The sequence below is a fragment of the Salinarchaeum chitinilyticum genome, from assembly GCF_055390775.1.
Genome location: NZ_AP043888.1, coordinates 2,397,056 through 2,417,990, shown reverse-complemented (window position 1 = coordinate 2,417,990; position 20,935 = coordinate 2,397,056). Strand labels below are relative to the sequence as shown.

31 protein-coding genes and 2 pseudogenes are annotated in these 20,935 nt (G+C 67.6%); 3 read left to right on the top strand and 30 right to left on the bottom strand.

The annotated features are described in order from the left end of the window. Positions 1–2: 2 nt before the first annotated feature. The 25 genes and pseudogenes from ACZ5KP_RS11645 to ACZ5KP_RS11525 form a co-directional block, all read right to left on the bottom strand. Positions 3–527, bottom strand: coding sequence for an uL15m family ribosomal protein (locus ACZ5KP_RS11645; RefSeq protein WP_460921169.1), 525 nt, complete (start codon positions 525–527; stop codon positions 3–5). Between the two features lie 2 nt (positions 528–529). After that, on the bottom strand, positions 530–994 hold the full coding sequence (locus ACZ5KP_RS11640; RefSeq protein WP_460921171.1) for a 50S ribosomal protein L30: 465 nt from the start codon (positions 992–994) through the stop codon (positions 530–532). Continuing rightward, positions 994–1,641 carry a 30S ribosomal protein S5 gene (locus tag ACZ5KP_RS11635; RefSeq protein WP_460921173.1) on the bottom strand — a complete coding sequence of 216 codons (648 nt, stop codon included), beginning with the start codon at positions 1,639–1,641 and terminating at the stop codon, positions 994–996. The genes ACZ5KP_RS11640 and ACZ5KP_RS11635 overlap by 1 nt, the downstream gene beginning before the upstream one ends. Continuing rightward, on the bottom strand, positions 1,638–2,183 hold the full coding sequence (locus ACZ5KP_RS11630; protein WP_460921175.1) for a 50S ribosomal protein L18: 546 nt from the start codon (positions 2,181–2,183) through the stop codon (positions 1,638–1,640). Before ACZ5KP_RS11630 ends, ACZ5KP_RS11635 begins: the two co-directional genes overlap by 4 nt. A 1-nt stretch (position 2,184) precedes the next feature. Next, on the bottom strand, positions 2,185–2,652 hold the full coding sequence (locus ACZ5KP_RS11625; protein WP_460921177.1) for a 50S ribosomal protein L19e: 468 nt from the start codon (positions 2,650–2,652) through the stop codon (positions 2,185–2,187). After that, positions 2,649–3,317 carry a 50S ribosomal protein L32e gene (locus tag ACZ5KP_RS11620; protein ID WP_464761901.1) on the bottom strand — a complete coding sequence of 223 codons (669 nt, stop codon included), beginning with the start codon at positions 3,315–3,317 and terminating at the stop codon, positions 2,649–2,651. The genes ACZ5KP_RS11625 and ACZ5KP_RS11620 overlap by 4 nt, the downstream gene beginning before the upstream one ends. Before the next feature lie 204 nt (positions 3,318–3,521). Next, positions 3,522–3,629: pseudogene (locus ACZ5KP_RS11615) on the bottom strand (helix-hairpin-helix domain-containing protein); the annotation flags it as partial. Beyond that, complete coding sequence (locus ACZ5KP_RS11610; RefSeq protein WP_460921180.1) at positions 3,630–4,229, bottom strand: 50S ribosomal protein L6; 600 nt, start codon at positions 4,227–4,229, stop codon at positions 3,630–3,632. Between the two features lie 4 nt (positions 4,230–4,233). After that, a complete protein-coding gene (locus tag ACZ5KP_RS11605) occupies positions 4,234–4,626 on the bottom strand; it encodes a 30S ribosomal protein S8 (protein ID WP_460921182.1) in 393 nt (130 codons plus the stop codon). 2 nt (positions 4,627–4,628) lie between these two features. Continuing rightward, positions 4,629–4,814, bottom strand: a complete 186-nt coding sequence (locus ACZ5KP_RS11600; RefSeq protein ID WP_460921184.1) for a 30S ribosomal protein S14 — start codon at positions 4,812–4,814, stop codon at positions 4,629–4,631. Further along, entirely contained in the window at positions 4,811–5,329 is a 519-nt protein-coding gene (locus ACZ5KP_RS11595) for a 50S ribosomal protein L5 (RefSeq protein WP_460921186.1), read from the bottom strand. The genes ACZ5KP_RS11600 and ACZ5KP_RS11595 overlap by 4 nt, the downstream gene beginning before the upstream one ends. Then, on the bottom strand, positions 5,326–6,147 hold the full coding sequence (locus tag ACZ5KP_RS11590) for a 30S ribosomal protein S4e (protein ID WP_460921188.1): 822 nt from the start codon (positions 6,145–6,147) through the stop codon (positions 5,326–5,328). The genes ACZ5KP_RS11595 and ACZ5KP_RS11590 overlap by 4 nt, the downstream gene beginning before the upstream one ends. Continuing rightward, a complete protein-coding gene (gene rplX / locus ACZ5KP_RS11585) occupies positions 6,144–6,506 on the bottom strand; it encodes a 50S ribosomal protein L24 (protein ID WP_460921190.1) in 363 nt (120 codons plus the stop codon). The genes ACZ5KP_RS11590 and rplX overlap by 4 nt, the downstream gene beginning before the upstream one ends. Before the next feature lie 10 nt (positions 6,507–6,516). Continuing rightward, a complete protein-coding gene (locus tag ACZ5KP_RS11580; RefSeq protein ID WP_460921192.1) occupies positions 6,517–6,915 on the bottom strand; it encodes a 50S ribosomal protein L14 in 399 nt (132 codons plus the stop codon). Between the two features lie 2 nt (positions 6,916–6,917). Next, positions 6,918–7,262, bottom strand: a pseudogene (locus tag ACZ5KP_RS11575) (30S ribosomal protein S17); the annotation flags it as partial. Beyond that, complete coding sequence (locus ACZ5KP_RS11570; RefSeq protein WP_460921194.1) at positions 7,253–7,663, bottom strand: ribonuclease P protein component 1; 411 nt, start codon at positions 7,661–7,663, stop codon at positions 7,253–7,255. The pseudogene ACZ5KP_RS11575 and the gene ACZ5KP_RS11570, both read right to left, overlap by 10 nt. Continuing rightward, complete coding sequence (gene rpmC, locus ACZ5KP_RS11565) at positions 7,660–7,869, bottom strand: 50S ribosomal protein L29 (RefSeq protein WP_460921196.1); 210 nt, start codon at positions 7,867–7,869, stop codon at positions 7,660–7,662. Before rpmC ends, ACZ5KP_RS11570 begins: the two co-directional genes overlap by 4 nt. Then, positions 7,866–8,900, bottom strand: coding sequence for a 30S ribosomal protein S3 (locus ACZ5KP_RS11560; protein WP_460921198.1), 1,035 nt, complete (start codon positions 8,898–8,900; stop codon positions 7,866–7,868). Before ACZ5KP_RS11560 ends, rpmC begins: the two co-directional genes overlap by 4 nt. Further along, positions 8,900–9,379 (bottom strand): 50S ribosomal protein L22, encoded by a 480-nt coding sequence (locus ACZ5KP_RS11555; RefSeq protein ID WP_460921200.1) that lies wholly within the window; start codon positions 9,377–9,379, stop codon positions 8,900–8,902. Before ACZ5KP_RS11555 ends, ACZ5KP_RS11560 begins: the two co-directional genes overlap by 1 nt. A 9-nt stretch (positions 9,380–9,388) precedes the next feature. After that, on the bottom strand, positions 9,389–9,814 hold the full coding sequence (locus tag ACZ5KP_RS11550) for a 30S ribosomal protein S19 (RefSeq protein WP_460921202.1): 426 nt from the start codon (positions 9,812–9,814) through the stop codon (positions 9,389–9,391). Beyond that, positions 9,811–10,533, bottom strand: coding sequence for a 50S ribosomal protein L2 (locus ACZ5KP_RS11545; protein ID WP_460921204.1), 723 nt, complete (start codon positions 10,531–10,533; stop codon positions 9,811–9,813). The genes ACZ5KP_RS11550 and ACZ5KP_RS11545 overlap by 4 nt, the downstream gene beginning before the upstream one ends. Before the next feature lie 2 nt (positions 10,534–10,535). Next, positions 10,536–10,799, bottom strand: a complete 264-nt coding sequence (locus tag ACZ5KP_RS11540) for a 50S ribosomal protein L23 (protein WP_460921206.1) — start codon at positions 10,797–10,799, stop codon at positions 10,536–10,538. After that, on the bottom strand, positions 10,796–11,545 hold the full coding sequence (rpl4p, locus tag ACZ5KP_RS11535) for a 50S ribosomal protein L4 (RefSeq protein ID WP_460921208.1): 750 nt from the start codon (positions 11,543–11,545) through the stop codon (positions 10,796–10,798). The genes ACZ5KP_RS11540 and rpl4p overlap by 4 nt, the downstream gene beginning before the upstream one ends. Before the next feature lie 3 nt (positions 11,546–11,548). Next, a complete protein-coding gene (locus ACZ5KP_RS11530) occupies positions 11,549–12,562 on the bottom strand; it encodes a 50S ribosomal protein L3 (protein ID WP_460921210.1) in 1,014 nt (337 codons plus the stop codon). 4 nt (positions 12,563–12,566) lie between these two features. Then, positions 12,567–13,454, bottom strand: coding sequence for a putative RNA uridine N3 methyltransferase (locus ACZ5KP_RS11525; RefSeq protein ID WP_460921212.1), 888 nt, complete (start codon positions 13,452–13,454; stop codon positions 12,567–12,569). A gap of 359 nt (positions 13,455–13,813) precedes the next feature. Here ACZ5KP_RS11525 and ACZ5KP_RS11520 point away from each other — a divergent pair, with 359 nt between their 5' ends. Then, complete coding sequence (locus ACZ5KP_RS11520; protein ID WP_460921214.1) at positions 13,814–14,134, top strand: hypothetical protein; 321 nt, start codon at positions 13,814–13,816, stop codon at positions 14,132–14,134. Positions 14,135–14,326: 192 nt separating this feature from the next. Further along, positions 14,327–14,830, top strand: a complete 504-nt coding sequence (locus ACZ5KP_RS11515; protein WP_460921216.1) for a GNAT family N-acetyltransferase — start codon at positions 14,327–14,329, stop codon at positions 14,828–14,830. A 15-nt stretch (positions 14,831–14,845) separates the two neighbouring features. Here ACZ5KP_RS11515 and ACZ5KP_RS11510 read toward each other — a convergent pair whose 3' ends face one another. Further along, positions 14,846–15,628 (bottom strand): TIM barrel protein, encoded by a 783-nt coding sequence (locus ACZ5KP_RS11510; protein WP_460921218.1) that lies wholly within the window; start codon positions 15,626–15,628, stop codon positions 14,846–14,848. A gap of 299 nt (positions 15,629–15,927) precedes the next feature. On the opposite strand from ACZ5KP_RS11510, the gene ACZ5KP_RS11505 reads away from it, so the two are divergent. Continuing rightward, entirely contained in the window at positions 15,928–16,257 is a 330-nt protein-coding gene (locus ACZ5KP_RS11505; RefSeq protein ID WP_460921221.1) for a hypothetical protein, read from the top strand. A 492-nt stretch (positions 16,258–16,749) separates the two neighbouring features. Here the strand turns inward: ACZ5KP_RS11505 and ACZ5KP_RS11500 are convergent, their stop codons facing one another. The 4 genes from ACZ5KP_RS11500 to ACZ5KP_RS11485 form a co-directional block, all read right to left on the bottom strand. Next, positions 16,750–18,156 carry an aminotransferase class III-fold pyridoxal phosphate-dependent enzyme gene (locus tag ACZ5KP_RS11500; RefSeq protein ID WP_460921224.1) on the bottom strand — a complete coding sequence of 469 codons (1,407 nt, stop codon included), beginning with the start codon at positions 18,154–18,156 and terminating at the stop codon, positions 16,750–16,752. A 93-nt stretch (positions 18,157–18,249) separates the two neighbouring features. Continuing rightward, on the bottom strand, positions 18,250–19,518 hold the full coding sequence (locus tag ACZ5KP_RS11495) for an MgtC/SapB family protein (RefSeq protein ID WP_460921226.1): 1,269 nt from the start codon (positions 19,516–19,518) through the stop codon (positions 18,250–18,252). Positions 19,519–19,864: 346 nt separating this feature from the next. After that, positions 19,865–20,140, bottom strand: a complete 276-nt coding sequence (locus tag ACZ5KP_RS11490) for a helix-turn-helix transcriptional regulator (protein WP_248516669.1) — start codon at positions 20,138–20,140, stop codon at positions 19,865–19,867. Between the two features lie 621 nt (positions 20,141–20,761). Then, positions 20,762–20,908 carry a hypothetical protein gene (locus tag ACZ5KP_RS11485; protein ID WP_460921228.1) on the bottom strand — a complete coding sequence of 49 codons (147 nt, stop codon included), beginning with the start codon at positions 20,906–20,908 and terminating at the stop codon, positions 20,762–20,764. Between the last annotated feature and the right edge of the window lie 27 nt (positions 20,909–20,935).

Genomic DNA, 20,935 nt, shown 5'->3' with positions numbered 1-20,935 from the left:
GGTTACTCCCCAGCGGACTCCGGTGATACGTCTTCTGATTCGGTGGCCGCTTCGTCCTCGGCGTCCGCCTCCTCCGCAGCCGCCTCGCCGCGGTCGGAGAGGACTGCCTCGCCGCCGGCCTCCTCGATGAGACCGCGGGCACTCGCGGAGAACGCGTCGGCGACGACGGTCAGCTCGCCGCGGACCTGCCCGCCACCGAGCACCTTCACCGCGTCGGCCTCGAACCCGTCCTCGACGACCTCGCGGGCGTCGATCTCGTAGCCACCGTCGGTCTCTTCGGCGAGCCCGTCGGCCGCGTAGAGGGCGGCGTCCTCGTCCAGCTTGGAAGCGTTGATCTCGAGGATCTCCTCCTGGACGGACTGGGGCCGGCTGAAGCCGTGCTTGCCCAGCGGCTCGTAGTTGTGGAACTCGTGCTTGTCGCGGCCCGCGCGACCCCGACCGCCACGGTGGCCGGCACCACGTCGGTTCTTGTGGGTGCCGCCGCCGTGCGTGCGGGAGCCACGCTGGCGTCGTTTCTTGCTCGTCATTGTTATCGCATCGACGTGAGCAGCTCGTCGATCTGCTCTGTTGTGTGGACGCCGAGCTGGCCACCCGATCCGGCGGGCTGCTTGATGCCGTCGTGACCGCCGCGGGGCGGGTGCAGGCGCAGGACCGGAGAGAGTCCCTCCTCGCGGAGCGTCGTCTCCTCGGCGACCAGCGCCGCTGCCAGCGCGTCGACGTCGTCGTAGTCGGTGTTCGATTCGATCCACTCGTCGTCGACCTCGGCCTCGCCCTCGAGGGGCTCGGCGCGCGTGCCGAGCACCGTGGCGACGACGTCCTCGGAGGGTTCGCCGTGGGCCACGACGTCGTGGACCTTCGTGATCATTCCCTCGTAGGTGTCCGTCTCGGGGACGAAGGTTGCGTGGTTGACGTGGTGGAGGTTTAGCATCTCGAGGGTGTCGACGACGTCCTCGGAGACGTTGACCTCGCCACGCAGCTGGACGATCGCGTACATCACTCGATCACCTCGCGCTGTTCGAAGGCGTGCTCGGGCACGCGAGCCTCCGCAGTCTTGCGGAGCGCGTTGAACGTCGCCTTCGCGAAGTTGACGGTGGTGCGGGTGTTCCCGCTGGCCTCCGTCCACGCGTCCTCGATGCCGGCGAGCTCGAGCACGTGCCGGGGCGTCTCGCCACCGGCGAGCCCGAGTCCGCGCGGCGCGGGCTGGAGCGTGACCTCGACGGAGCCGGCCTTGCCCTTCGTGCGCAGCGCGACCGTGTGGGGACGGCCACAGCCACACTCCCAGGAGCCACAGCCCCGCGAGACGTCGATGATGTTCAGCTTCGCGATCTCGATCGCCTTCTGGATGGCAGCGCCGACCTGGTCGTCGCGACCTTCCGCGTAGCCGACGTAGCCGTCGCGGTTGCCGATTGCGACGACGCAACGGAACTTCACGCGCCGTCCGGAGTCGGTCATCCGCTGGACCATGTTGATGTCCAGCACCTCGTCTTCCAGCCCGGGCAGCAGCCGGTCGGTCACCTCGGGCTCCTTCAGCGGAAGTCCCGAGTTGAGGGCGTCCTCCATCGTGTCGATCTCGCCCTCCTGGACCTGCCGGCCGAGCCGGGTGACCGGTTCCCAGCCGTCGTCGTTGTAGTTGTCGCTCATTGGATCTCCTCCCTGATCTGATCGAAGTGCTCGGGCAGGTCCGCCGCGTCGAACTCGCCGCTATAGAGCGGCTCGTCGAGTGACTCGGCGTACTCGGCGATGTGCTCGCCGCGATCGCGCTCCCAGTCGGGGAGGACCGCCTCGTTGTGGGGGATCTCCAGGCCCGCGTCGATCGCGCCCTCCTGGATCGCGAACACCTTGCTACCCGGCGTGGGGCTGTTCAGGCCGATGTCGAGCACGGCCTCCTCGATGCCTTCGTCGACCGCACGGGTTCCCGCGAGGAGCCCAGTCAGGTACGCGCTCGGAAGGTTCCCGGTGGGAGCCTCCCAGCCGTACTCGGCCAGGTCCGCGGAGTGTGCGCTCGCTACAGTCTCGTCGCCGTCGGGTCCGGTGGAGATCAGCTGCGCCCTGACGTGCCCGTTGCTCGTGCGCGCCACGAGTCGGGGCTTGCCGGATTTCAGCAGGCGCAACCTCTGGTGGTAGTCCGTCCGGACCTCGCGCCGACGCCGCATCGGAACGTTGTATCGTGGTCCAGTCGCCATGTTAGTACTCACTCCTGTCGATATCGATCTGGTACTGCTCCTCCGCGAAGTTGAGCAGACGGCGAACGTCGGGGAACTCGCCCCCGCGCGCCTTGTTGTAGAGCGCGCGGTACTGGGCGGGCGTCACGACGCCGTCGTCGCGCAGCTCGCGGAGCGTCTGTCGCTGTGCGCGCGCGGTGCGCGTCCAGCGATCTTTCTCGGACTGGCGGCCGCCGGACTTCCCCTTGCGGGAGCCGGCCCCGGTCTTGTGCCCGTAGGCGCGCTTCTCGGAGCGCTCGCGGGCCTTGCCACGGGAGTTGCCGGATGCGGGCTTGGCGCGTACCGCACCCTCGTCGACCAGCTCCCGAATGTCTTCTCGGGTGATGGCGTCGACCAGTTCGTCCTGTTCGTCGGGATCGAGCCAGATGCGGTTCTCGCCGACGTCGAGGACGTCTGCTGCGAGTCGCTTCTGGGCGCTGAGGTCGGTCATTGCTCGGTCACCTCGACTTCCTCGTAGGTGGGGTTGAGCACGCGAATGCCCGCCTCCTCGGCGTCGTCCTCGATGCGCTCGCGCTTGCGGCCGCCGACGCCGGAGGCGATCCGCACCGCCTCGGTGTCGCCGTCGACGCCCTCGAGGTCGTCGGGGTTGTGGACCCGAACCTCCTCGAAGCCGCTGGGGTGACGGCCGCGGACGGCCTCCGGTGATCGGAAGCCGGCCTCGACTTTTGCACCCTTGCCCTTGATGCCGCGGCGCTGCTTCGACAGCTGGCCGCGGGGCGCGCGCCACGAGGTGGGAACGCGCTTCTTCTTGTGGTAGTCCTGCCGGTTGAACTGCGGCGTGGACACCGTGCTCCGGCGCTCGAGGAGACGCTCCTCCTCGTCGCTGAGCTCGGGCGTCTTGTCCGCGTGACCGCGGGCACGCAGTTCGGTCTCGACGGTATCCTCGGTTTCCTCGGGACCCTCGTCCTCGACCTCGCCTTCCGGCTCGGCGTCGACGTCGAGGTCCCCGACGTCGGCCTTGATGCGGGCCGCCAGCGCGTTGCCGACGCCCTCCACGCCGGAGAGATCGGACTGGCTGGCACCGCGCACGTCGTCGATCGTGGTGTAGCCGGCCTCGCGCAGCGCGTCGGCCTTGCTGGCACCGACGCCGCTGATGTCCTCGAGGTCGCGGTCCTCGGGTTCGGCGTCCGCCTCGGACGCCTCCTCCGCGGCCGCGTCGGATTCCTCGGCCTCGTCGGCGTCGGAATCGCTCGCCGCACTGTCTTCCTCGTCGGACTCGACGTCGAGTTCGCCGACGTCGTCCTTCATGCGGGCGGCCAGTGCGTTACCGACGCCCTCGACCTCGGAGAGCTCCTCGACGGAGGCGGCTCGAACGTCCTCGACGGACCCGAAGCCGGCCTCGCGGAGCGCCTCGGCCTTGCTGGCTCCGACGCCAGCGATGTCCTCGATGGTGGATGGATCGCTCATCTAGGCACCTCCCTTGCGGGGCTTGTTGGTGATGTAGACGCCGTCCTGGAAGACGCGCACGTCCTTGTCGTTCACGCGTGTGAGCTGTTCGATGTCCGCGGCTGTCTGGCCGACTGCCTCCTTGTCGGGGCCGGAGACGGTGATCTCCTCTTCGTCGACCTGGACCTGGGTTGCGTCGCCGTGGATCGGCGCCCGTCGCGGGGCGCGCTCGCCGAGGAAGTTCTCGATGACGACTTCCTCGCCCTCCACGGAGACCTGCATCGGGAAGTGGTTGTAGAACACTTCCATCTCGTAGGTCCAGCCGTCGGAGACGCCGTGGAACATGTTCTCGACGTGGGACTCGAACGTGCCCAGCGTCGACATGGTCTTGGCGTCGTCGGCGTCGCTCTCGATGACCACGGCCTCGACGGACTCGGAGCCGGCCTCCTCGCCGTCGTCGCCGTCGCCGTCCTCCACGACCTCGACCTCCTCGATGGAGACCGAGACGTCGGGGTACCAGAGCCGCCGCGTCACGCTGCCGTTGTCGCCCGAAACCGTGAGGTCGAGATGGTCGATCTCGACGTCGACGGCCCCGGGGATCGGGAGTTCTGTTCGTGGCATTTGTCTAGTACACGTAGGCGATCACCTGCCCGCCGATCCCCTCCTCACGAGCCTCGTAGTGGCTCATGATGCCGTGACTCGTCGTCACGACGAGGGCGCCGTAGTCCCGAGCGGGGAGGAACCGCTTCTCCCACTTCTCGTACTCGTCGGCACCCGCGGAGTAGCGGGGCTTGACGGGACCGCAGTCGTTGATCGCGCCGTTCAGTTCGACCTCGAAGCGACCGGCTTTGCCGTCGTCGACGTGCTCGAATCCCTCGATGTAACCGCGATCGTAGAGGACCGAGAGCACGCTGCCGACCTCCTCGGAGGCGGGCGATACCTCGTGGGTGAGGTGCCCGACGCTCTCTGCATTGTCGATGCCCGAGAGCGCGTTCGCCAATGGATCGTCTGCCGTCATGGTTATCGATACTTCTTGAATCCCATGTCACGTGCGATCTCGCGGAAGCACTGTCGACACAGCCAGATGTCGTACTTGCCGACGAGGCCCTGCTCGCGTCCGCAGCGACGGCAGGCCTCGAGCTGGCCGGTCCGCTTCTCGGCGTGCTCGCCCGTGTCCTGGGTCTCCTCTTGTTCACTCTCGCTCATGCTGTCACCTCTACGTCGTACGTCGACTCGACGAAGGCCACGGCGTCCTCGGGATCGAGGCGGTGGCTCGCCGGAATCTTGCGGGTCTCCGCGTCGCGCTTGGTGACCCGGTAGCCCGGTCGGACCATGTTGACGGTCACGTCGAGTCCGAAGATCCCGATCGAGGGATCGTACTCCTGGCTCGGGAACTCGGTGTGCTCGGCGATGCCGAAGCTCACGTTCCCGGTGTCGTCGAACTGCCGTTTCGAGAGGTCGGCGATCGGCAGCGCGGTCTCGAGGAACTCGTGTGCGTCCTCGCCGCGCAGCGTCACCTTCGCGCCGATCGGGTCGCCCTCGCGGATCCCGAACTCCGGCTCGGCGGTCTTCGCCTTCGTCCGGACGGGCTGTTGCTCGGTGATCTCGCCGAGGATGTCCTCTGCGAGTCCGAGCGGCTCACCGCCCTCGCCGACGCCCATGTGCACGACGACCTTCTCGACGGTCGGCTCGCGCATCTCGTGGAACTCGGCCTGGCTCATTCGTCGTCACCTCCGTCCTCGGCGGACTCGTCGTCCGCGTCGGCGTCCTCGGATTCGGCCTCGTCAGCGTCGGAATCGCTAGTGACCTCGTCCTCCTCGTCAGCCTCGTTCGAGGCTGGCTCGTCGTCGACGAAGTTTTCGTCGATGACGACGACGTACTCCTCGACCGTCTCGAAGGTCTCGCCGTCGAGCCCCTCGACGACGACGCGATTCGGGGAGCTCCCCGCCGCCACGTCGATCGTCTCGAGTTCGCCGATCTGACCGGCGTGCTGGCCGCGAACGGCGGTCACGAGTTCGCCCTCCTCGTAGGGGAAGTGGGCGACGATCTCGCCGTCCTCGTTGTCGACGACCAGCGAGTCCTTCGGGGCGTACGGCTCGCCCGCCTCGACGACGAGCGTCTCGCCGTCGTGGAGGGTGAGCTGCACGTCGCCGCCGGCGACGTCGCGCTTGCCGACGACCTTGCCGAGCTTGGAGCCCGCGGCGTCCTCGTCGATTTCGGAGAGAGCGAGTCGACCGCCCTCGTCCGGGAAGACGCGGTAGAACTCCTCGCGCTCGATGAAGGCCAGGATGTCGAACATCCCGATCGGCCGGCTCTCGTCGCTGATCCGGTCGCCGTTGACGCGGACGGAGCCCGCCGACAGCGCGTAGCGGGCCTCCTTCCGGGAGTCGACGTAACCGAGGACGTCGCGCAGCACGACGACCAGCGGGACGCCGTCCTCACCGTGGGGGCCGGCGTCGGCCTTGACGGTGAACGTCTCGGTCTTGCGCTCGACCGGCCAGGACTTCGGCACCGAGAGGCGCTTCTGGTGGTTACTCATGATTCGTCCTCCCCGCGAATGCGGGATTCCCGCTCGGGATCGCGGTCGACCTCGAGCCCAGTGACCTTCAGGTTCGAGGCGTCCAGCGGTCGGGGGACCTCCTCGCCGTCGGCGGTCTCGACCGTGACGTCCTCGACGTGGACGACCTCGTCCTTGAGGTCGACGCGGAGCACCTCGCCGGACTCGCCGGCGAAGTCGCCGCGCATGACCTCGACGGTGTCGCCCGCGTTGACGCGGACGCGTCGAGTGTCGTACTCCTCGCGGAGATCGTCGGCCAGCGTCGAGCGAACCTGGTCGTGGCGCTCGTGGAGATCCGCGTTCGCGGTCTGGTTTCGCTGGGTGCGTGGTTGCTTGCTCATGCTATCACTCTCATACGATCATCGTCGCCGCGCTGGCGATCGTTCCGAACCGCTCGGCGACCTCCCGTGCGACGGGACCCTTGATCTCGGTCCCGCGGGGCTCCTCGTTCTCGTCGATGATGACGGCCGCGTTGTCTTCGAACTTCACGCGCTGGCCGTCGGGTCGCCGGATGGACTTGCGCTGCCGGACGACCACTGCCTCGAGCACCTGGCGACGCATCTCGGGCGTCCCCTTGGTGACCGACACGGTGATCTTGTCGCCCAGGCCCGCCTTCGGATGGCGGTTGATCGTCCCACTGTAGCCGTGGGTACTGATCACTTTGAGCTCGCGTGCGCCGGTGTTGTCGGCACACGTAATGATCGAGCCCTTCTCGAGTCCCTGGGTGACGTCGGCATTGAGCGCCTCCATCAGGCGTCACCTCCGTCGATTACTTCGACCACCACGTGACTCTTCGTCTTCGAAAGCGGTCGACACTCTGCAATCCGGACCGTGTCGCCGTCCTCGATACCCTCGAGGACGCCCGGCACGTGGGCCGGGATCCGGGAGCGACGCTTCATCAGCCGGTCGTACTTCTCGACCGGGACGTCGTACTCCCGCTGGACGACGACGGTCCGATCCATGTCCGTCGAGACGACCTCCCCTTCGAGGATCTGTCCTCGAACGGAGAGCTCGCCGTGGAACGGGCACGTCTCGTAGTCGTAGTCCTCCGGGTTCTCTGGTTCCGGAGGCGCTGATACGTCTAGTCCTATCGCCATGTGGAATCACTCCGTGTCTCCGTCCGCTCCGCAGGTCGCGCGTGGAGTCGCGCTCCATCCACCGTAACGTGGGCCACGCTCTCGCCAGCCGCCGCGGAGTCGGCAGCCAGTTTGAACGCAGTCCCCGACCCCTTGCGGGCACCCGCCGCGGGTGGGCTCGCGCCGTCGGCAGTTTCATCTGTGAGCGCAAATTCGAACGTCGTCCCGCGCTTTGGAACCTGACGATCCCGCGGCTCCCCACCGGCGGCCCCCTCGCGGTGGCCGCAGATCGTGAGCGTCGACGTCGTCTCGGCGACGACGCGGCCGGCGATCCCGGTCAGTCCGGAATCGCTGGCGTCGGCTACCCGGACGGGTAGACCGACCAGCTCGTGTCGGGGAAGCGACGCGGGCGTCAGGCTCATTCGTCGAGGTCTCCCTCCTCGTTCTGGATCGTCTTGATCCGGGCGACCGCACGCCGGAGCTCCTTGATGCGGCCGGGGTTGTCCGGGGCACCACCCGCTGCCTGGACGGACTTCGCGTTGAGCAGCTCCGTCTGGAGCTCCTCGAGCTCGGCCTCCCGCTCGGCGGGCGTCATGTCGCGGACCTCGACAGGGTGAATCTCGGTCATTCCTCGTCACCTCCATCGTCGGACTCGTCGTCCGCGTCGGCGTCCTCGGGATCGTCGTCGTCGGAGTCAGCCTCGTCGGACTCGCTCGTCGCACTGTCCTCGTCGTCGGCCTCCTCGGAGGCCGACTCCTCGGACTCCATCTCTTCGACGAGCTCCTCGGCTTCCGCCTCGGTGTCCTCGTCGAGATCTTCTTCGACGGACTCCTCGAGTTCCTCGAGCTCCTCGGCGACGTCGTCGTCATCGGGGATCTCGGGGTCCTCGAACTCCTCGTCCTCTTCGACGACTTCCTCCTCGGGGAGGTCGGCCTCGGAGACCTCGGTTGCGTCGTCTTCGGGTGCGGCCTCCTCGAGCTCTTCGAGGTCGTCCTCGTCGGGCTCCTCGAGCAGCTCCTCGACGCCGGCCTCTGCCTCCTCGGGTTCGAGCCCCTCGGTGGAGGCGCCCTCGGCGATCTCGAAGTCGTCGGGCAGCTCTGCACCCGGCGGGATGATCTTGACTGTCACGCCGATCGTGCCGAGCTTCATGACGGCGACGCCCTGGCCGTGGTCGACGACCTCCTCTGCGGGCTCGCCGTTGTGCTTGATGTAGCCGTCGGAGAACTTCTCCACGCGCCCGCGGGCGCCCGTGACCTTCCCCGACAGGACGATCTCCGCACCGAGCGCGCCGGCGTCCATGATCCGCTCGAGCGTCGTGTGGCCTGCCTTCCGGAAGTACCACCCTCGCTCGAGGGCGTTCGCCAGGCGGTCGGCGACGATCCGGGCGTTGAGGTCCGGCTCGTCGACCTCCTGCACGTCGATCTGGGGATCCTCGAGGTCGAACTCCTCCTCGAGGGTCGTGGTGATCGAACGGATGTTCTCACCGCCCTTGCCGATCACCATACCGGGCTTCTCGGCCTTCAGGACGATCTGGGTGCCCATCGGCGTCTTGGCGACGTCCATGCCGCCGTAGCCGGCGCGGCCCAGCTCCTCGGCGAAGAACTCGTCGATCTGGCTCCGCTGGAGGCCGTCCTCGATGAACTGGTGTTCGTCCGCCATCAGGCGTCACCTCCCTCGTCCTCGACGGTCTCCGCGAGCACGAGCTCGACGTCGACCTCCGGGGTGTTCCAGGCGCCCGCACGGCCCATCGCTCGGGGCTTGCGGCCCTGGCTCTCGCCGACCTTGTGGGAGGCGACGTGGGCGATCTCCATCGTCTCGCCCTCGAATCCCTGGTGCTCGGCGTTCGCGATCGCGTTCTCGAGCAGGTCGAGGAAGCCCTCGCTGGCCTTCTCGGGGTAGCGACCGGCGTCCCAGCCGTCGATGTCGGATCGGTGCCCGACGCCGCTGTTGTGCTCCCGGAAGGGGACGGAGCGCTCGCCAGCGATGACCGCTTCGAGGTAGTCGACGGCCTCCTCGGCCGTCTTGCCCTTGAGCTCGCGGGCGATCGCCTTGCTGTGCTTCTGGCTCATCTGACGCTCCCGGAGCATCGCTTTCGCCGTCGCGTCCGGGTCTACGTCCACGCTGTAGCTGATTCCCATCCTATCACCTCACTTGAGTGGTACGAACTTCGACGATCGAGTCGCACCGATACCGGCCTGACCGTGCTCGACCTTGCCCCGGGTCTGCTGGAACTCGCCCAGGTAGTGTCCGAGCATCTCGGGCTCGACCTCGACGCGCTCGAAGTCCTGCCCGTCGTGGACGGCGAACGTGAGGTTCACCATCTCGGGAAGGATCGGCATGTCGCGCAGGTGCGTTCGCAGCGGCGACTGGGCCGTTTCCTCGGGCTCGGCCTCGCGGGCGTCCTCGAGGAGCTTCTGCTTCTCGGGGGAGAGCCCGCGCGTGATACTTCGCCGCTGTCGGGCGGGGAGCAGTTCCGCGACGTCCTCGACGCTCATGTCCTGCAACTCATCGAGCGTGTGGCCACGGAAGGTAAACTCGCCCTCGTGACCGGTTCTGTAGCCTGTTTCACTCATTCGTCACCACCCCGTCCCGTCCGGCGGGATGCGATGTCGCCGACCTTGCGGCCCGGCGGTGCGTCCCGGGAAACGCTCTTCGGGCGTCCCGGGTGCTGTCGACCGCCGCCACCGAATGGGTGGTCGACGGCGTTCATCGCGACGCCACGGACCCGCGGCCAGGTCATCGCGCGCGATTTTACCTTGTGGTACTTGTTGCCGGCCTTGACCATCGGCTTCTCCGTCCGGCCACCACCCGCGACCACGCCGATCGTGGCGCGGCAGTCGGGGTCGAGACGCTTGACCTCGCCGCTTGGCAGCTGGACGACCGTAACGTTTCGATCGTGCGTGACCACGCGTGCGCTCACGCCGCTGGCGCGCGCGAAGGTCCCGCCGTCGCCGGGGTTGGACTCGACGTTACAGACCGGCACGCCCTCCGGGATCTCCGCCAGTGGGAGCGTGTTACCGGGCTCGATCGACGCCGAGATGCCGACCTGGATCTGATCGCCGACGGCCACGCCCTCGGGGGCGAGGACCAGCCGCTGGTCCCCGTCCTCGAAGGTGACCTGGGCGATCGGCGCGGATCGCGCCGGGTCGTGCTCGATGTCGACGACCTCGCCACTGACCAGGTCGCCGTCCTCGTTCTTCTTGTGTTGCTTGTCGGACTTGTAGCGGTGGGAGGGAGCCCGGAAGGTTGGGCCGCCCCGACCTCGCCGCTGTCCGCGAATGCGTCGTCCCATGTTCAGAACACCCCGATTCGCGAGGCGACTTCGTCGGCGTCGTGATCCTCGCTGAGCTCGACGATCGCCTTCTTGTAGCCGTCCATCGTCACGTGGGCGTTGACCGACGTGACGTCGACCTCGAACTGCTCCTCGACGGCCTCGGCGATCTCCGGCTTCGAGGCGTCGGTACGGCAGGCGAACTGGAGCTTGTTCTCGAAGTCCATGTCGTTCATCGCCTTCTCGGTGACGAGCGGGTGCTTGATGACGGACTGCGTGGAACTCATCGCTCGCTCACCTCCTCGAGAGCGGCCTCGGTGTACACCGTGAGCCGGCCCGGGTGCGTCCCGGGCGCGAGGTCCTCGGCGTTGACCTCGTCGCCAGTCGCCACGTCGGCGCCCGCGAGGTTGCGGGCGGCTTTCGAGGGACCGGCGTCGCTGGAGGTCACGAAGCAGATCGACTTGGGCTCCTGCGTCCGGCGGCCACGGGTCGTCCCCTGGCCCGCTCGAACGGTGCGACCCTCGTCGGCCCGAACGATGTCGTCGTGGAGGCCCGCTGCCTCCAGGAACGCGACGACCTCCTGGGTCTTCACGAGGTCCTCGAACTCGTCGTCGACGACGATCGGCGTCTCGAGTTCGTCGTCGAACTCGTGACCGCGCTCGCGCACGAGGTCGGCGTCCGCGGTGGCCGCGATGGCCGAGCGGGTCGCCGCCTGGCGCTCCTTGTCGTTGACGTCGAGACCGCGATCTTTCTCCGCTTTCGGCGGGTGTGCGCTACGGCCACCGACGGTCTGGGGAACGCGGCGAGCCCGCCCGTTCTGCTGGGGCACGTGGGCCATGCCGCGACCGCTCCCCTGGGACTCCGCGGGTGTGCGGAGGCCAGCGAAGTCGTCGGCACCGTAGTCCTGTTTCCGGTTTGCCTGTGCGGCGAGGACGGCGCGCTTGATGAGGTCGGGCCGGTGGTCGGCGTCGAACACCGACGGTAGCTCGACCTCGCCCGCGGCCTCGCCATCCAGGTCGTGTACTGTCGTCATAGATTATCCCTGGTTGGATGCCGTCGAGACGTGGCGCACCTCGGGGTCGAGGCGCGGCTGGTCTCCGGGGCGGACTGCCGGTCGGAAGCGGAGGAGCCGCTTGTCCGGACCGGGCAGCGAGCCCTTGACCAGTGCGTAGTTGCCCTCGACCTCGCCGTAGTTGACGAAGCCGCCGTCGGGCGTGACCTCGTCGTCGCCGGCGTCGACGAGGCGCTTGTTCAGTTCGGTCCGCTGGTGGTACCCCGTCTGTCCCTGCTGGGGCACCGTCGAGCGGACGCGGGAGGGGTTCCACGGGCCAAGGTTGCCGATGCGTCGGCGCCATCCCTGGCGTGCGTGCTTCCCCTTGCGTTTCTGGACGCCCCAGCGCTTGACCGGGCCCTGGGTGCCCTTGCCCTTCGTGACGCCCGCGACGTCGAGATACTCGCCGGTGCGGAAGACGTCGGTCATCGAGTGCTCGCCGCCCTCGGTGACCAGATCGAGCCCGTGGTCGACGCGCTCGTCGATCGAGCTGCCGCCGATCCGGGTCTCCATCACGTCGGGGGTCGTCCGCGGGACGCCCTGAAGCTCGCCGGGGGAGGTGTGGGTGATCGCCCGCACCTCGGCGACCTCGCCGTCGGCGGCGAGCTCGCGCAGCTCCTCGGCCTGGGCCTCGAGGTCGTGTCCCTCGGGGACGTCGAGCGCCCGCTCGAGTTCTGGGCGCGCGTCGTCGGTCCAGACCTCCGTCGTCGGACGGAGTCCGTATGGTGTGTCCTCGTACGCTCGCAGCGCGACCGCGTACATCGGCGGCGTCTCCACGATGGTGACCGGGACCGTCTCCTCCATCCCTTCGCGGGGGGAGCCAGACTGGTCGTTGATCACCACGACGTGGGACATGCCCGCCTTGTACCCGGCGAAGCCCTGCAGCGTCGGCTGTCCATCGGCGTCCGGCCACGAGTTGAAACGCGGGACCTCCGAGGTCGCGCGCTTGCGTGGACCGAACCCCATCGAGCCTTTGCGTGGTCGGCTGGGTTGTGGCATTGTGTCACTCCGTGAGCGTGCAGGTCGCGAGCGACGCGAACAGAGCCTCCTCCGTTCGCACCGTCTCGCTGCCTTGGTTCGGGATCGTGTTGAGCCAGCAGTCGAACCCGCCCGTCGCGGGTCCGACGTCCGCGTCGCCTGACGACTCGATCCCACGCGCAAGCGCGCTTGGCGAGTCGTCGACCGAATCGGCGTCGACGTCGAGGATCTCCGGCAGGCCCCGGGCGGGCGCTCCCAGTGCGAGGGTCAGCCCCTCGTCCTGGATGCGTCCGACCAGGTCCGTGAGTCGTGGCGCGGTCAGCGGCGTCCCGTGGCGGGAGGCCGCGATGCGACACGTCGATCCGGAATCCTCGATGGCCGTCGGCAGGTCCGCGCGATGAACCTCGAAGCCCGTGAGGGGCTCGTCGACGATCTTGGCGCGGACCGGTCGTCGCGAAGAGACCCTGACGGTCACGCGCTCCCCCTCCGCGACGTCCCGTTCATTGGGAGCCGGGAGTGAGATCGGGTGTTGCAAGCCGCAATTGACCCGTACGCGCCCCTCAGGTCCGACCTCGGTCACGATACCCTGTCTCAACGACCCCGGACCGCTCGATCCGGAGCCGGTCCGTGAAGAGGCGTGGAGCGGCGGCAAGACGCCCGCGAACTCCAGTTCGTCCCGCTGCCCCCATGCCTCCTTTCGGAGGTGCGGGGGCGTCGCGGCGTACCGCAGCACGGTACGGACGAACCCGCCGTCCAGCGAGCCGGTCTCGCCCGCCGGGTCGTCGAAGACGACCAGGCGATCCACCCGGTAGATCGTCGCCGCGCGGGCGACGTAGCCGAGCTTGCGAGTTGCCTCGCGTTTGTCCTCGGCTTCCCGGGCGAGGGACGACGGCACGAGTACGCTGACGTGCATGCCGTGACGCTTCCACGCCTCGCCACTAGACTGTAGCGATCTGTTTTCGATCCGGTACTAAAAGGGTGCCGCTTCCGATCCCGGAGTGTCGCGGTGTGGCAGGGGTCGAGACGGCCGTACGCGGTGTGTGACTGCGTGGCGCGTCGGCGGCGAGTGGGGACAGGCAGGTGGCGGGTGGACGTCAGCAGATCGGGCGTAGATTGCAACCAGATAGCGAATGGATGCAGCCGGATAGCGGTGGACGGCAGCCAGATCGTCGGAGAGGGCAGCGTGACGGCGGCCCCACCGTACTGGCCCAGAGTGGACAGTCGCCATTTCCAGGGGAAAATCCAATAGGGCGGCGATCGATCGCCGTGAGCATGGGCGAGACCACCCCCGACGGTGCCGACGAACTAGCTCTCCTCGTCGCCGGGTTCATGCTACTGGTCGGGCCGTTCATCTCGAGCGTGCTGGCGGCGTTCCATCCGATTCTCTGGATCGGGACTGCGCTCGCCATGATCGTGATCGGAGCTACAAAAGGCAGTTCGGGGGAGAGGCCGGAGGCGAGGACCCGCCACGGACGAACTGCAGTGACTGCGGTGCCCGGGTCCCCGCCGACCGCCCCGACTGTGACTACTGCGGCGAGCCGCTCGCGACGCAGTCCGGCGCGTAGCGGTCACCATCGACGGATCACGAACTGATTTGAGGCGCTGCAGGACGCTTTCGAGAGAGCGCGAGTGAGTAAGAGAGAGGAGAGAGAGAGAGGAGAGAGAGAGAGGAGAGAGCGATTTGCCACGTCGAACGTCCCGTGGCCACGGTCGCTTAGCGAGTCGGACTCCCAGCTACCGAGAACCAGAGCGAGGGATAAGCGTCGGGACGACGGACATCCAGCCATGGCCACGACCGGGACCCGCGACGCGGCGTTCCCCGAACCGCCGCACTCGTTCACCGATCAAGAGGGGCGCGATCACTCGATCGAAGTGTACGACGGCGATCCGGCGCCGCTCGAAGCCCTCTACGAGCAGTTCGGCGACGAGTCGCGGGCCCAGGGGATCCCACCCCGGTCCGCCGAGCGCAGGACCGAGTGGATCGAGGAGCTCCTCGAAGGGCACAACCTCGTCGCGTGGCACGACGGGGCCGCGGTCGCCCACGCAGTGTTGCTCCCCTACGACGACACGGCGGAGCTCGCCGTGTTCGTCCACCCCGAGTACCAGTCCGCTGGGATCGGCACGGCGATCGTCCGCTGCCTGCTGGAACTGGGTCGAGCAGTCGGGCTGGAGCGAGTCCGACTCGTCGTCGAACCCTCGAACACGATCGCCGTGCGGCTCTATCGGACCGTCGGATTCGAAGTCACGGACCGGCACCGCGGCGAGTTCGAGATGGAACGGACGCTGTAGCGCAATCGCCGCCGCTCAGGGCACCAGCTCTACCATCTCCCGGAGCGCTTCGTCGGGATCACCGGTCGCGTCGAACTCCGCACCGACGTACCCGTCGTAGTCCAGTGCATCGAGTTCCCGGAGGATCCGCTCGATCGCCAGTTCGCCAGTTCCAGGCTCGTTCCGACCGGGCGCGTCCGCGACGTGAACGTGCTCGACGTGATCGAGCGTGGCCTCGATCGTCGAGAGCACGTTTCCGTGCTGGCGCTGGTGGTGGTAGACGTCGAAGAGGAAGCCGACGGCGGAGCTGTCGACGGCCTCGGCGATCGAGTACGCCTCGCCGGGATCAGTGAGCAAGTAGCCGGGATGGTCGTCGACGGCGTTGAGCACCTCTGGAACGATCGTGACGCCCGCGTCCGCAGCCGCGGGCGCGACCGCGCGAAGCACCTCGACGATCGCGCTCCGCTGCTCGTGCCGGCCGAGCGTGGGCTGGCGCTGGCCGACCAGGAGGAGGACGTTCCGGGCCTCTGCCGCCGTCGCGATCTCGATCGATCGTTCGAGGTCGGCGATCGACTGCTCGACGCTGCCTGGGTCGGCGATCGCCGGCGTCGCGTCGTCGATGGTGACCGTCTCGCCGACGCCCTGCAGGACCGCAATCTCGATGCCGTGATCGGCGGCGTGATCGGCGGCCTCACCCGGTGATAGCTCGCCGAGATCCAGCAGCTCGACGGCATCGACGCCCGCCGCGGCCATCCGTTCGATCTGCTCGGCGGTCGACGCCTCCGGGAAGAACCCCCACGGGACGGCGCTCAGCTTCATCGCTCGGCCCCCGCGGGTCCGCTCCGTCCGACAGTGCGTACGACCCGCCACCCGGCAGTGTCGCTGGGACCGACGTAGCCGATGATCGTCATGCGGAATGATTGGTCGGGCCGCCCGGAAGAATGGTCCGACCGGCGATTGGATCGCCGGAACAGCGTCTATCGCGAGCGAGTTTCACTGCGAGCGACGTCGTGGCGAACGATTTCGTCGCAGCAGAGAATCCCGATCGCAGCGACCACAGCGGCGAGTCCCGGTATCACCACGAAACCCATTTCCCCGCCGCGGCGTTCCCTCACGCCATGAGCCTCGACGACCTCACCGCCGACGTAGAATCGACCTACGACGACCTCGAAGGCGACCTCACGCTCGACCTCGACGAAGAGACTCGCCGCGAGCTGACGATGCTCCAGGCGGCCCTCGACGCGGACGACTCCGAAGAGATCGTCAAGCGGGCACTCCACCTGTTCTTCCAGTCCACCGTCGAGTCCGGGCGGCTCGACTTCCACCTCCGGAGCACCTACGACGTCACCTACGACGAGTATCTCTCCGGGATGACCTACGACGAGATGACCGGCGCCGACCAGTTCCCGCAGCCCGCCGAGAACGACGATCGACGGTATCAGTTCTGAATGCAGACTGGCGTGGGTCGGGTAGGTCGTGGATAGATAGTTCGTGATCGATTCGACTACTAGGGAGATCAATTGCTGACTGCGGTGAGACTTGGACAGCAGACAGCTTGGAAGCCCCCTCCCGCTCGCGCCCGCTCGCTCGCTGCGCGCCTCGCTCAGTCGCTCCGCTCCTTCGCTACGGTGCTTGGCGTCGCGAGCGAACGCGAGCGGTCGGCCCCTTCCAATCCCACCCGGTGGATTTTGGGAGGGCCTTCACTCCGGTGGATCGCCCAGCGGGCGGATGCCGGCGGGCGATCCCCAGTGCAAAGCACACTCGAACAACCGCCGCACTTCGCTCTCTGGGACGGGCGCTGGGCGGGACTCCGGAAGGGGCCGACTGGAGCGGGAGGGGGCTTCCGTAGCGGGCTGCTGTCAGCTCACTCCACAGCTCGAAACTGATCTCCCTAGTAGTCGAATCGATCGCAACGATCCGCTCCAGCCTGGAGAGATACGTCACTCCTCACGCACGCCCGCGACCGACTGCACGGCCTCCGCGAACAGCTCGACGCCCATCGCGATCTCCCGCTCGCGGACGTCGAGCGGCGGCAGGAGCCGGATCGTCTCGTGCCCGCAGCCCAGCACGAGCAGTCCGCGCTCGAAGCACTCGCGGACGACCGCGTCGCGGCGCTCCTTGCCGTCGAACTCCACGGCGAGCATGAGTCCACGCCCGCGCGCGTCGACGGCACCCGGCAGATCGGCGTCGTCGAGCAGGTCGAGACACTGCTCGCCGCGCTTCGTTGCGTTCGCGAGGAGATCCTCGTCGTCGATGACGTCGAGCGTCAACACGCCCTGGAGCGCGCCGAGAATATCGCCGGCACCCCACGTCGAGGAGAGCCGCCCCTCGGTCTCGGGGAACGTGTCGGAACTGGCGATCGTCGCGCCGACGCGGAGTCCTTTCGCGGCAGCGATGACGTCGGGGTCGATCGGCCCGTGATCGACAGCCCAGAACTCGCCGGTACGGCCGATGCCCGACTGGATCTCGTCGACGACGAGGGGGATGTCGTGGAGGTCGGCGAGGTCGGCGAGCTCCTCGAGGAAGGGATCGGAGGGGATGCGGTAGCCGCCCTCGCCCTGGATCGGTTCGACGATGATGTAGGCCACTTCCTCGGGCGGAAGGTGGCCCGTCTTCGGATCGAGCTTCCGGCGGAGAACCGATTCGGCGGTGGCGGTGCCGTCTCCGTCGCCAACGACGCGACTCCCACCGCCGTCACCGACGAAGAACCCACAGTCGCAGTTCGCGGGGTCGTCGCCGGCGTCGTCGCAGAACGGCGCGTCGACGACCCCGCCGACGTCGGGGAACCCGCGGCGCTGGACGTGTTTGGATCGGTTCAGGGATAGTGCACCGAGCGTCCGGCCGTGGAAGGCGCCCTCGAAGGTGATCGCGCGGTGGCCGCCGGTCTCGTCGTAGCAGATCTTGATCGCGTTCTCGACGGCCTCCGCGCCGGAGTTCGAGAGGAAGACCGTGTCGAGGCCGTAGTGGCCGGCCCTGTCCGCGAGCCGATCCTGGAGCTGGGTCGGCCCCGGGAACTCGGGATCGGCTGGGGAGCCGCTCCCGCCGGCGACGTAGAAGTCCTGGCCGGCGATCTTCGCCGGCTCGGGAAGGTCGAGCGCGTCGAGGCGCTCGCGGATCGCGGGGTTGTCGTAGCCCAGCGGTGCCGCGCCGACGTGTGCGGTGAAATCCAGCAGGACGTTGCCGTCCACGTCGGTGCAGAAGGGACCGCTCGCCGGCGCGGTGTGGTCCCAGACGAACTCGTAGACGTACGTCGACGGCGCGGCGTGGGCGTGGTGGGCCTCGACCCACTCGGCCGCGCGCTCCCCGGGGATTCCCTCGTCGGTCGGCGTCGCTGTCTCGCGGTCCATGGTTTTCGTTTACGGACGACCGTGAAAAATCCGGGGGAGGGCGTAGCGGCGCACTCGTGGACAGACAGCCGATCCGATGGACAGACCGGTCGCTCAGAGCACGACGATCAGCGTCGCCGCGGTCGCGACCGCGAGCACCAGCGCCGAGCGGATCGCGACGGCCCGCGCGAACGCGCGATCGCCACCGACGCCAGTCAGCACTGCCTTGACCACGATCGAGGCGGCGGTCGCCAGCAGGACGCCGATCGTCGCGGTACCGGCCCCGATCGTTCCGGAGCGATAGAGGATGACCGCGGAGGTCGTCGCACCGCCGGAGGAGACGAGCCCGGTCGCGGCGGTCGCGGCGTAGAACCCGAGCTGGCCGAGCTCCTGTTCGGCGGCGGAGCCGGCGACGAGGACGATCGCGAAGACGGCCCCGAAGCCGACGACGTTCCGGACCGAGAAGGGGCTCTCGAGCTCGAACTCGACCGAGTCCGACCACGCCGCGGAGCGGACGGCCAGCACGAACGCGGCGACGACGATGGCGAGCAGCGGGGCCGCGACGTCGAGGAGCAGCCCCTGGTTGATCGTGAACGCGAGCGCGATCGCCAGGTTCCGGATCGCCATCGCGGCGGTCGCGAGCAAGATTGCGGCGACGGCGTAGCCCCGCGCGTCGGACTCCTGCTGGACGTAGTCGATCATCGACCCCACGACGGCCGTCGAGGAGGCCAGTCCGCCGAAAAAGCCCGTCATCGCCACGCCGCGGCCGCCGTACGTCGTCACGATCACGTAGTTCACGATACCGATCGCGGCGACGGTGACGACCATCAGCCACGCGACCCGGGGCTCGAGCGTCACGGTGACCGACTGGACTGCGAGTTCGACGGAGCCCCGGGGAAGCAACGGGTAGATCACGAACGCCAGGATGGCGAACTCCGAGGCAGAGCGGAGTTCGGGCCGCGTGAGCCCGCCAGCGATCGAGTGGAGCTCCCGCTTCTCGACGAGCAACAGGGAGGTGATGACCGCGACGGCGACGCCCTCGAGGACGAGTTCGGCCGCGACGAGCGCGCCGACGGCGTAGGCGACGAACATCGCGACCCACGTGGTCAAGGAGAGCCCCCGATCCCCGTCGAGCAACCCGCGAACCGAGAGCACGGTACCCTGCGCGAGCACGAGGACGCCGCCGAGCGCGAGGAGTATCGGCTGCTCGAGGAGCACGAACGTCGCGGCGAGTAGACTGATCAGCGCGAAGGTCCGCACGCCGGCTGCTTTCTGTGACCACTCCCGTTCGAGACCGAGGAACAGCCCGAGGGCAGTGGCGAGCACGAGGCGAACCACGGGCTGTTCGAGCGGCACACTCCCGAGCTGGAGGACGAACGACACCAGCGGCGGTACGGTTGGGCGTTACTTAATCGTAGTGCGGATCGAGACGGTGAACGGTCCGAGACCGAGATCCATCGGGATCGTCGGGGCACTCGGACGGTGCGTCGCGGAAGTGACGTCGGCCGGGAGCTGCGTCGCTCGGAACTGACGTCGCCCGTGAGTGGCGTCGCCTGTCAATGTGGTCGCTGGCGGTGGCTCGCTCGAAAACGCTATCGAAAGAGAATGTGTGAGTGAAAGTGTAAGTGGGAAGTGAGTGAGTAGTGAGTGAGAAAGGCCAGACGACTACGTAGGGAAGCGACCGAAAGCGGTCACCGAAGCGCGATGGAGCCTCCTCTGGCGGGCCGGTTCAGAGATCGACGTACTGATCCTCCCACTCGCGGCGGGCTTCGATCTCGCGCGTGCCGCGGCTGGTGAGCATGTAGTAGTTGGTCCGGCGGTCGAGCTGGCCCTTCTCGACGAGCCCCTTGTCGACGAGCGTGTCGAGGTTGGGGTAGAGCCGGCCGTGGTGGATCTCTTTCTCGTAGTAGTCCTCGAGTTCGTCCTTGATGGCGAGGCCGTGTGGCTCCTCCTTGCCTGCGATCGTGTAGAGGAGGTCGCGCTGGAATCCTGTCAGATCGTACATGAGGTGGGTTCGATCACCAGTTATTGTCGGAATGAAATAAGTATATCGGCTTTCGACGGATCGGGGGCCCTACCCGGGAGAATCCGCTGTTGTAGCGTCCAGTACTGCCGTTCTATCACCAGTACGGCCGGCGTCAGACGCTCATCAGCATTCCAGCATATCCGCGCACCTCACTGGCGGACTGTCCGGTACGGTACTGCGTCAACGGCCGATCAGGAATCGGCGTAGAGTGAGCAACTGGGAAGCATCGACACCGAACTGGACAGAGGCAAGCGGCGAATCGATCGAGAGCTCCCGTGGACGGACACTGACGCTGCTGCTGGATGGGCGTCCAGCGTCCGATCGAGAACGGGAGCGTGTCCGAATCACCGACGGCCGTCGCTACGAACCAAGCTAGTCGCGTACAGTGAAACAGAAAGCAGGAAACGGCCGGACGAAAAATCCGGCCGTTTGCCGCCCTGAATTGGTCCCCGCTGACGCTTCGGCCCTCCAAAGCGAAGCGTCACCTGAGGCAAATTGCCGTTTCCCCTTAAACGTATCGAAGCAATCGGGCGGAGTAGCCCGAGCCTACCCGACGCGGGCTGTGAAAGCAGGGCGAATTTGCCGGTTCGTCCGCCGGCCTCAGATATGCTCCTCCTCGAGCACCCAGCCGATCGCCCGTTTGTAGTGCGAAAAGAGCTCACGAACGCCCTCGTGACGCATGTCGTCGTCTTCGAGCTGTTCGGACAGGTACTCGTACTGCTCGCGGATCTCCTCCTCGGAGCGCATGCGGGTCGCTTCGACGCCCAGCTACGT

Excerpts from the sequence above, each read along its gene's own strand:
- ACZ5KP_RS11645 (WP_460921169.1), bottom strand. The coding sequence starts at position 527 with ATGACGAGCAAGAAACGACGCCAGCGTGGCTCCCGCACGCACGGCGGC.
- ACZ5KP_RS11640 (WP_460921171.1), bottom strand. The coding sequence starts at position 994 with ATGTACGCGATCGTCCAGCTGCGTGGCGAGGTCAACGTCTCCGAGGAC.
- ACZ5KP_RS11635 (WP_460921173.1), bottom strand. The coding sequence starts at position 1,641 with ATGAGCGACAACTACAACGACGACGGCTGGGAACCGGTCACCCGGCTC.
- ACZ5KP_RS11630 (WP_460921175.1), bottom strand. The coding sequence starts at position 2,183 with ATGGCGACTGGACCACGATACAACGTTCCGATGCGGCGTCGGCGCGAG.
- ACZ5KP_RS11625 (WP_460921177.1), bottom strand. The coding sequence starts at position 2,652 with ATGACCGACCTCAGCGCCCAGAAGCGACTCGCAGCAGACGTCCTCGAC.
- ACZ5KP_RS11610 (WP_460921180.1), bottom strand. The coding sequence starts at position 4,229 with ATGCCACGAACAGAACTCCCGATCCCCGGGGCCGTCGACGTCGAGATC.
- ACZ5KP_RS11605 (WP_460921182.1), bottom strand. The coding sequence starts at position 4,626 with ATGACGGCAGACGATCCATTGGCGAACGCGCTCTCGGGCATCGACAAT.
- ACZ5KP_RS11600 (WP_460921184.1), bottom strand. The coding sequence starts at position 4,814 with ATGAGCGAGAGTGAACAAGAGGAGACCCAGGACACGGGCGAGCACGCC.
- ACZ5KP_RS11595 (WP_460921186.1), bottom strand. The coding sequence starts at position 5,329 with ATGAGCCAGGCCGAGTTCCACGAGATGCGCGAGCCGACCGTCGAGAAG.
- ACZ5KP_RS11590 (WP_460921188.1), bottom strand. The coding sequence starts at position 6,147 with ATGAGTAACCACCAGAAGCGCCTCTCGGTGCCGAAGTCCTGGCCGGTC.
- rplX (WP_460921190.1), bottom strand. The coding sequence starts at position 6,506 with ATGAGCAAGCAACCACGCACCCAGCGAAACCAGACCGCGAACGCGGAT.
- ACZ5KP_RS11580 (WP_460921192.1), bottom strand. The coding sequence starts at position 6,915 with ATGGAGGCGCTCAATGCCGACGTCACCCAGGGACTCGAGAAGGGCTCG.
- ACZ5KP_RS11570 (WP_460921194.1), bottom strand. The coding sequence starts at position 7,663 with ATGAGCCTGACGCCCGCGTCGCTTCCCCGACACGAGCTGGTCGGTCTA.
- rpmC (WP_460921196.1), bottom strand. The coding sequence starts at position 7,869 with ATGACCGAGATTCACCCTGTCGAGGTCCGCGACATGACGCCCGCCGAG.
- ACZ5KP_RS11560 (WP_460921198.1), bottom strand. The coding sequence starts at position 8,900 with ATGGCGGACGAACACCAGTTCATCGAGGACGGCCTCCAGCGGAGCCAG.
- ACZ5KP_RS11555 (WP_460921200.1), bottom strand. The coding sequence starts at position 9,379 with ATGGGAATCAGCTACAGCGTGGACGTAGACCCGGACGCGACGGCGAAA.
- ACZ5KP_RS11550 (WP_460921202.1), bottom strand. The coding sequence starts at position 9,814 with ATGAGTGAAACAGGCTACAGAACCGGTCACGAGGGCGAGTTTACCTTC.
- ACZ5KP_RS11545 (WP_460921204.1), bottom strand. The coding sequence starts at position 10,533 with ATGGGACGACGCATTCGCGGACAGCGGCGAGGTCGGGGCGGCCCAACC.
- ACZ5KP_RS11540 (WP_460921206.1), bottom strand. The coding sequence starts at position 10,799 with ATGAGTTCCACGCAGTCCGTCATCAAGCACCCGCTCGTCACCGAGAAG.
- rpl4p (WP_460921208.1), bottom strand. The coding sequence starts at position 11,545 with ATGACGACAGTACACGACCTGGATGGCGAGGCCGCGGGCGAGGTCGAG.
- ACZ5KP_RS11530 (WP_460921210.1), bottom strand. The coding sequence starts at position 12,562 with ATGCCACAACCCAGCCGACCACGCAAAGGCTCGATGGGGTTCGGTCCA.
- ACZ5KP_RS11525 (WP_460921212.1), bottom strand. The coding sequence starts at position 13,454 with ATGCACGTCAGCGTACTCGTGCCGTCGTCCCTCGCCCGGGAAGCCGAG.
- ACZ5KP_RS11520 (WP_460921214.1), top strand. The coding sequence starts at position 13,814 with ATGGGCGAGACCACCCCCGACGGTGCCGACGAACTAGCTCTCCTCGTC.
- ACZ5KP_RS11515 (WP_460921216.1), top strand. The coding sequence starts at position 14,327 with ATGGCCACGACCGGGACCCGCGACGCGGCGTTCCCCGAACCGCCGCAC.
- ACZ5KP_RS11510 (WP_460921218.1), bottom strand. The coding sequence starts at position 15,628 with ATGAAGCTGAGCGCCGTCCCGTGGGGGTTCTTCCCGGAGGCGTCGACC.
- ACZ5KP_RS11505 (WP_460921221.1), top strand. The coding sequence starts at position 15,928 with ATGAGCCTCGACGACCTCACCGCCGACGTAGAATCGACCTACGACGAC.
- ACZ5KP_RS11500 (WP_460921224.1), bottom strand. The coding sequence starts at position 18,156 with ATGGACCGCGAGACAGCGACGCCGACCGACGAGGGAATCCCCGGGGAG.
- ACZ5KP_RS11490 (WP_248516669.1), bottom strand. The coding sequence starts at position 20,140 with ATGTACGATCTGACAGGATTCCAGCGCGACCTCCTCTACACGATCGCA.
- ACZ5KP_RS11485 (WP_460921228.1), bottom strand. The coding sequence starts at position 20,908 with ATGCGCTCCGAGGAGGAGATCCGCGAGCAGTACGAGTACCTGTCCGAA.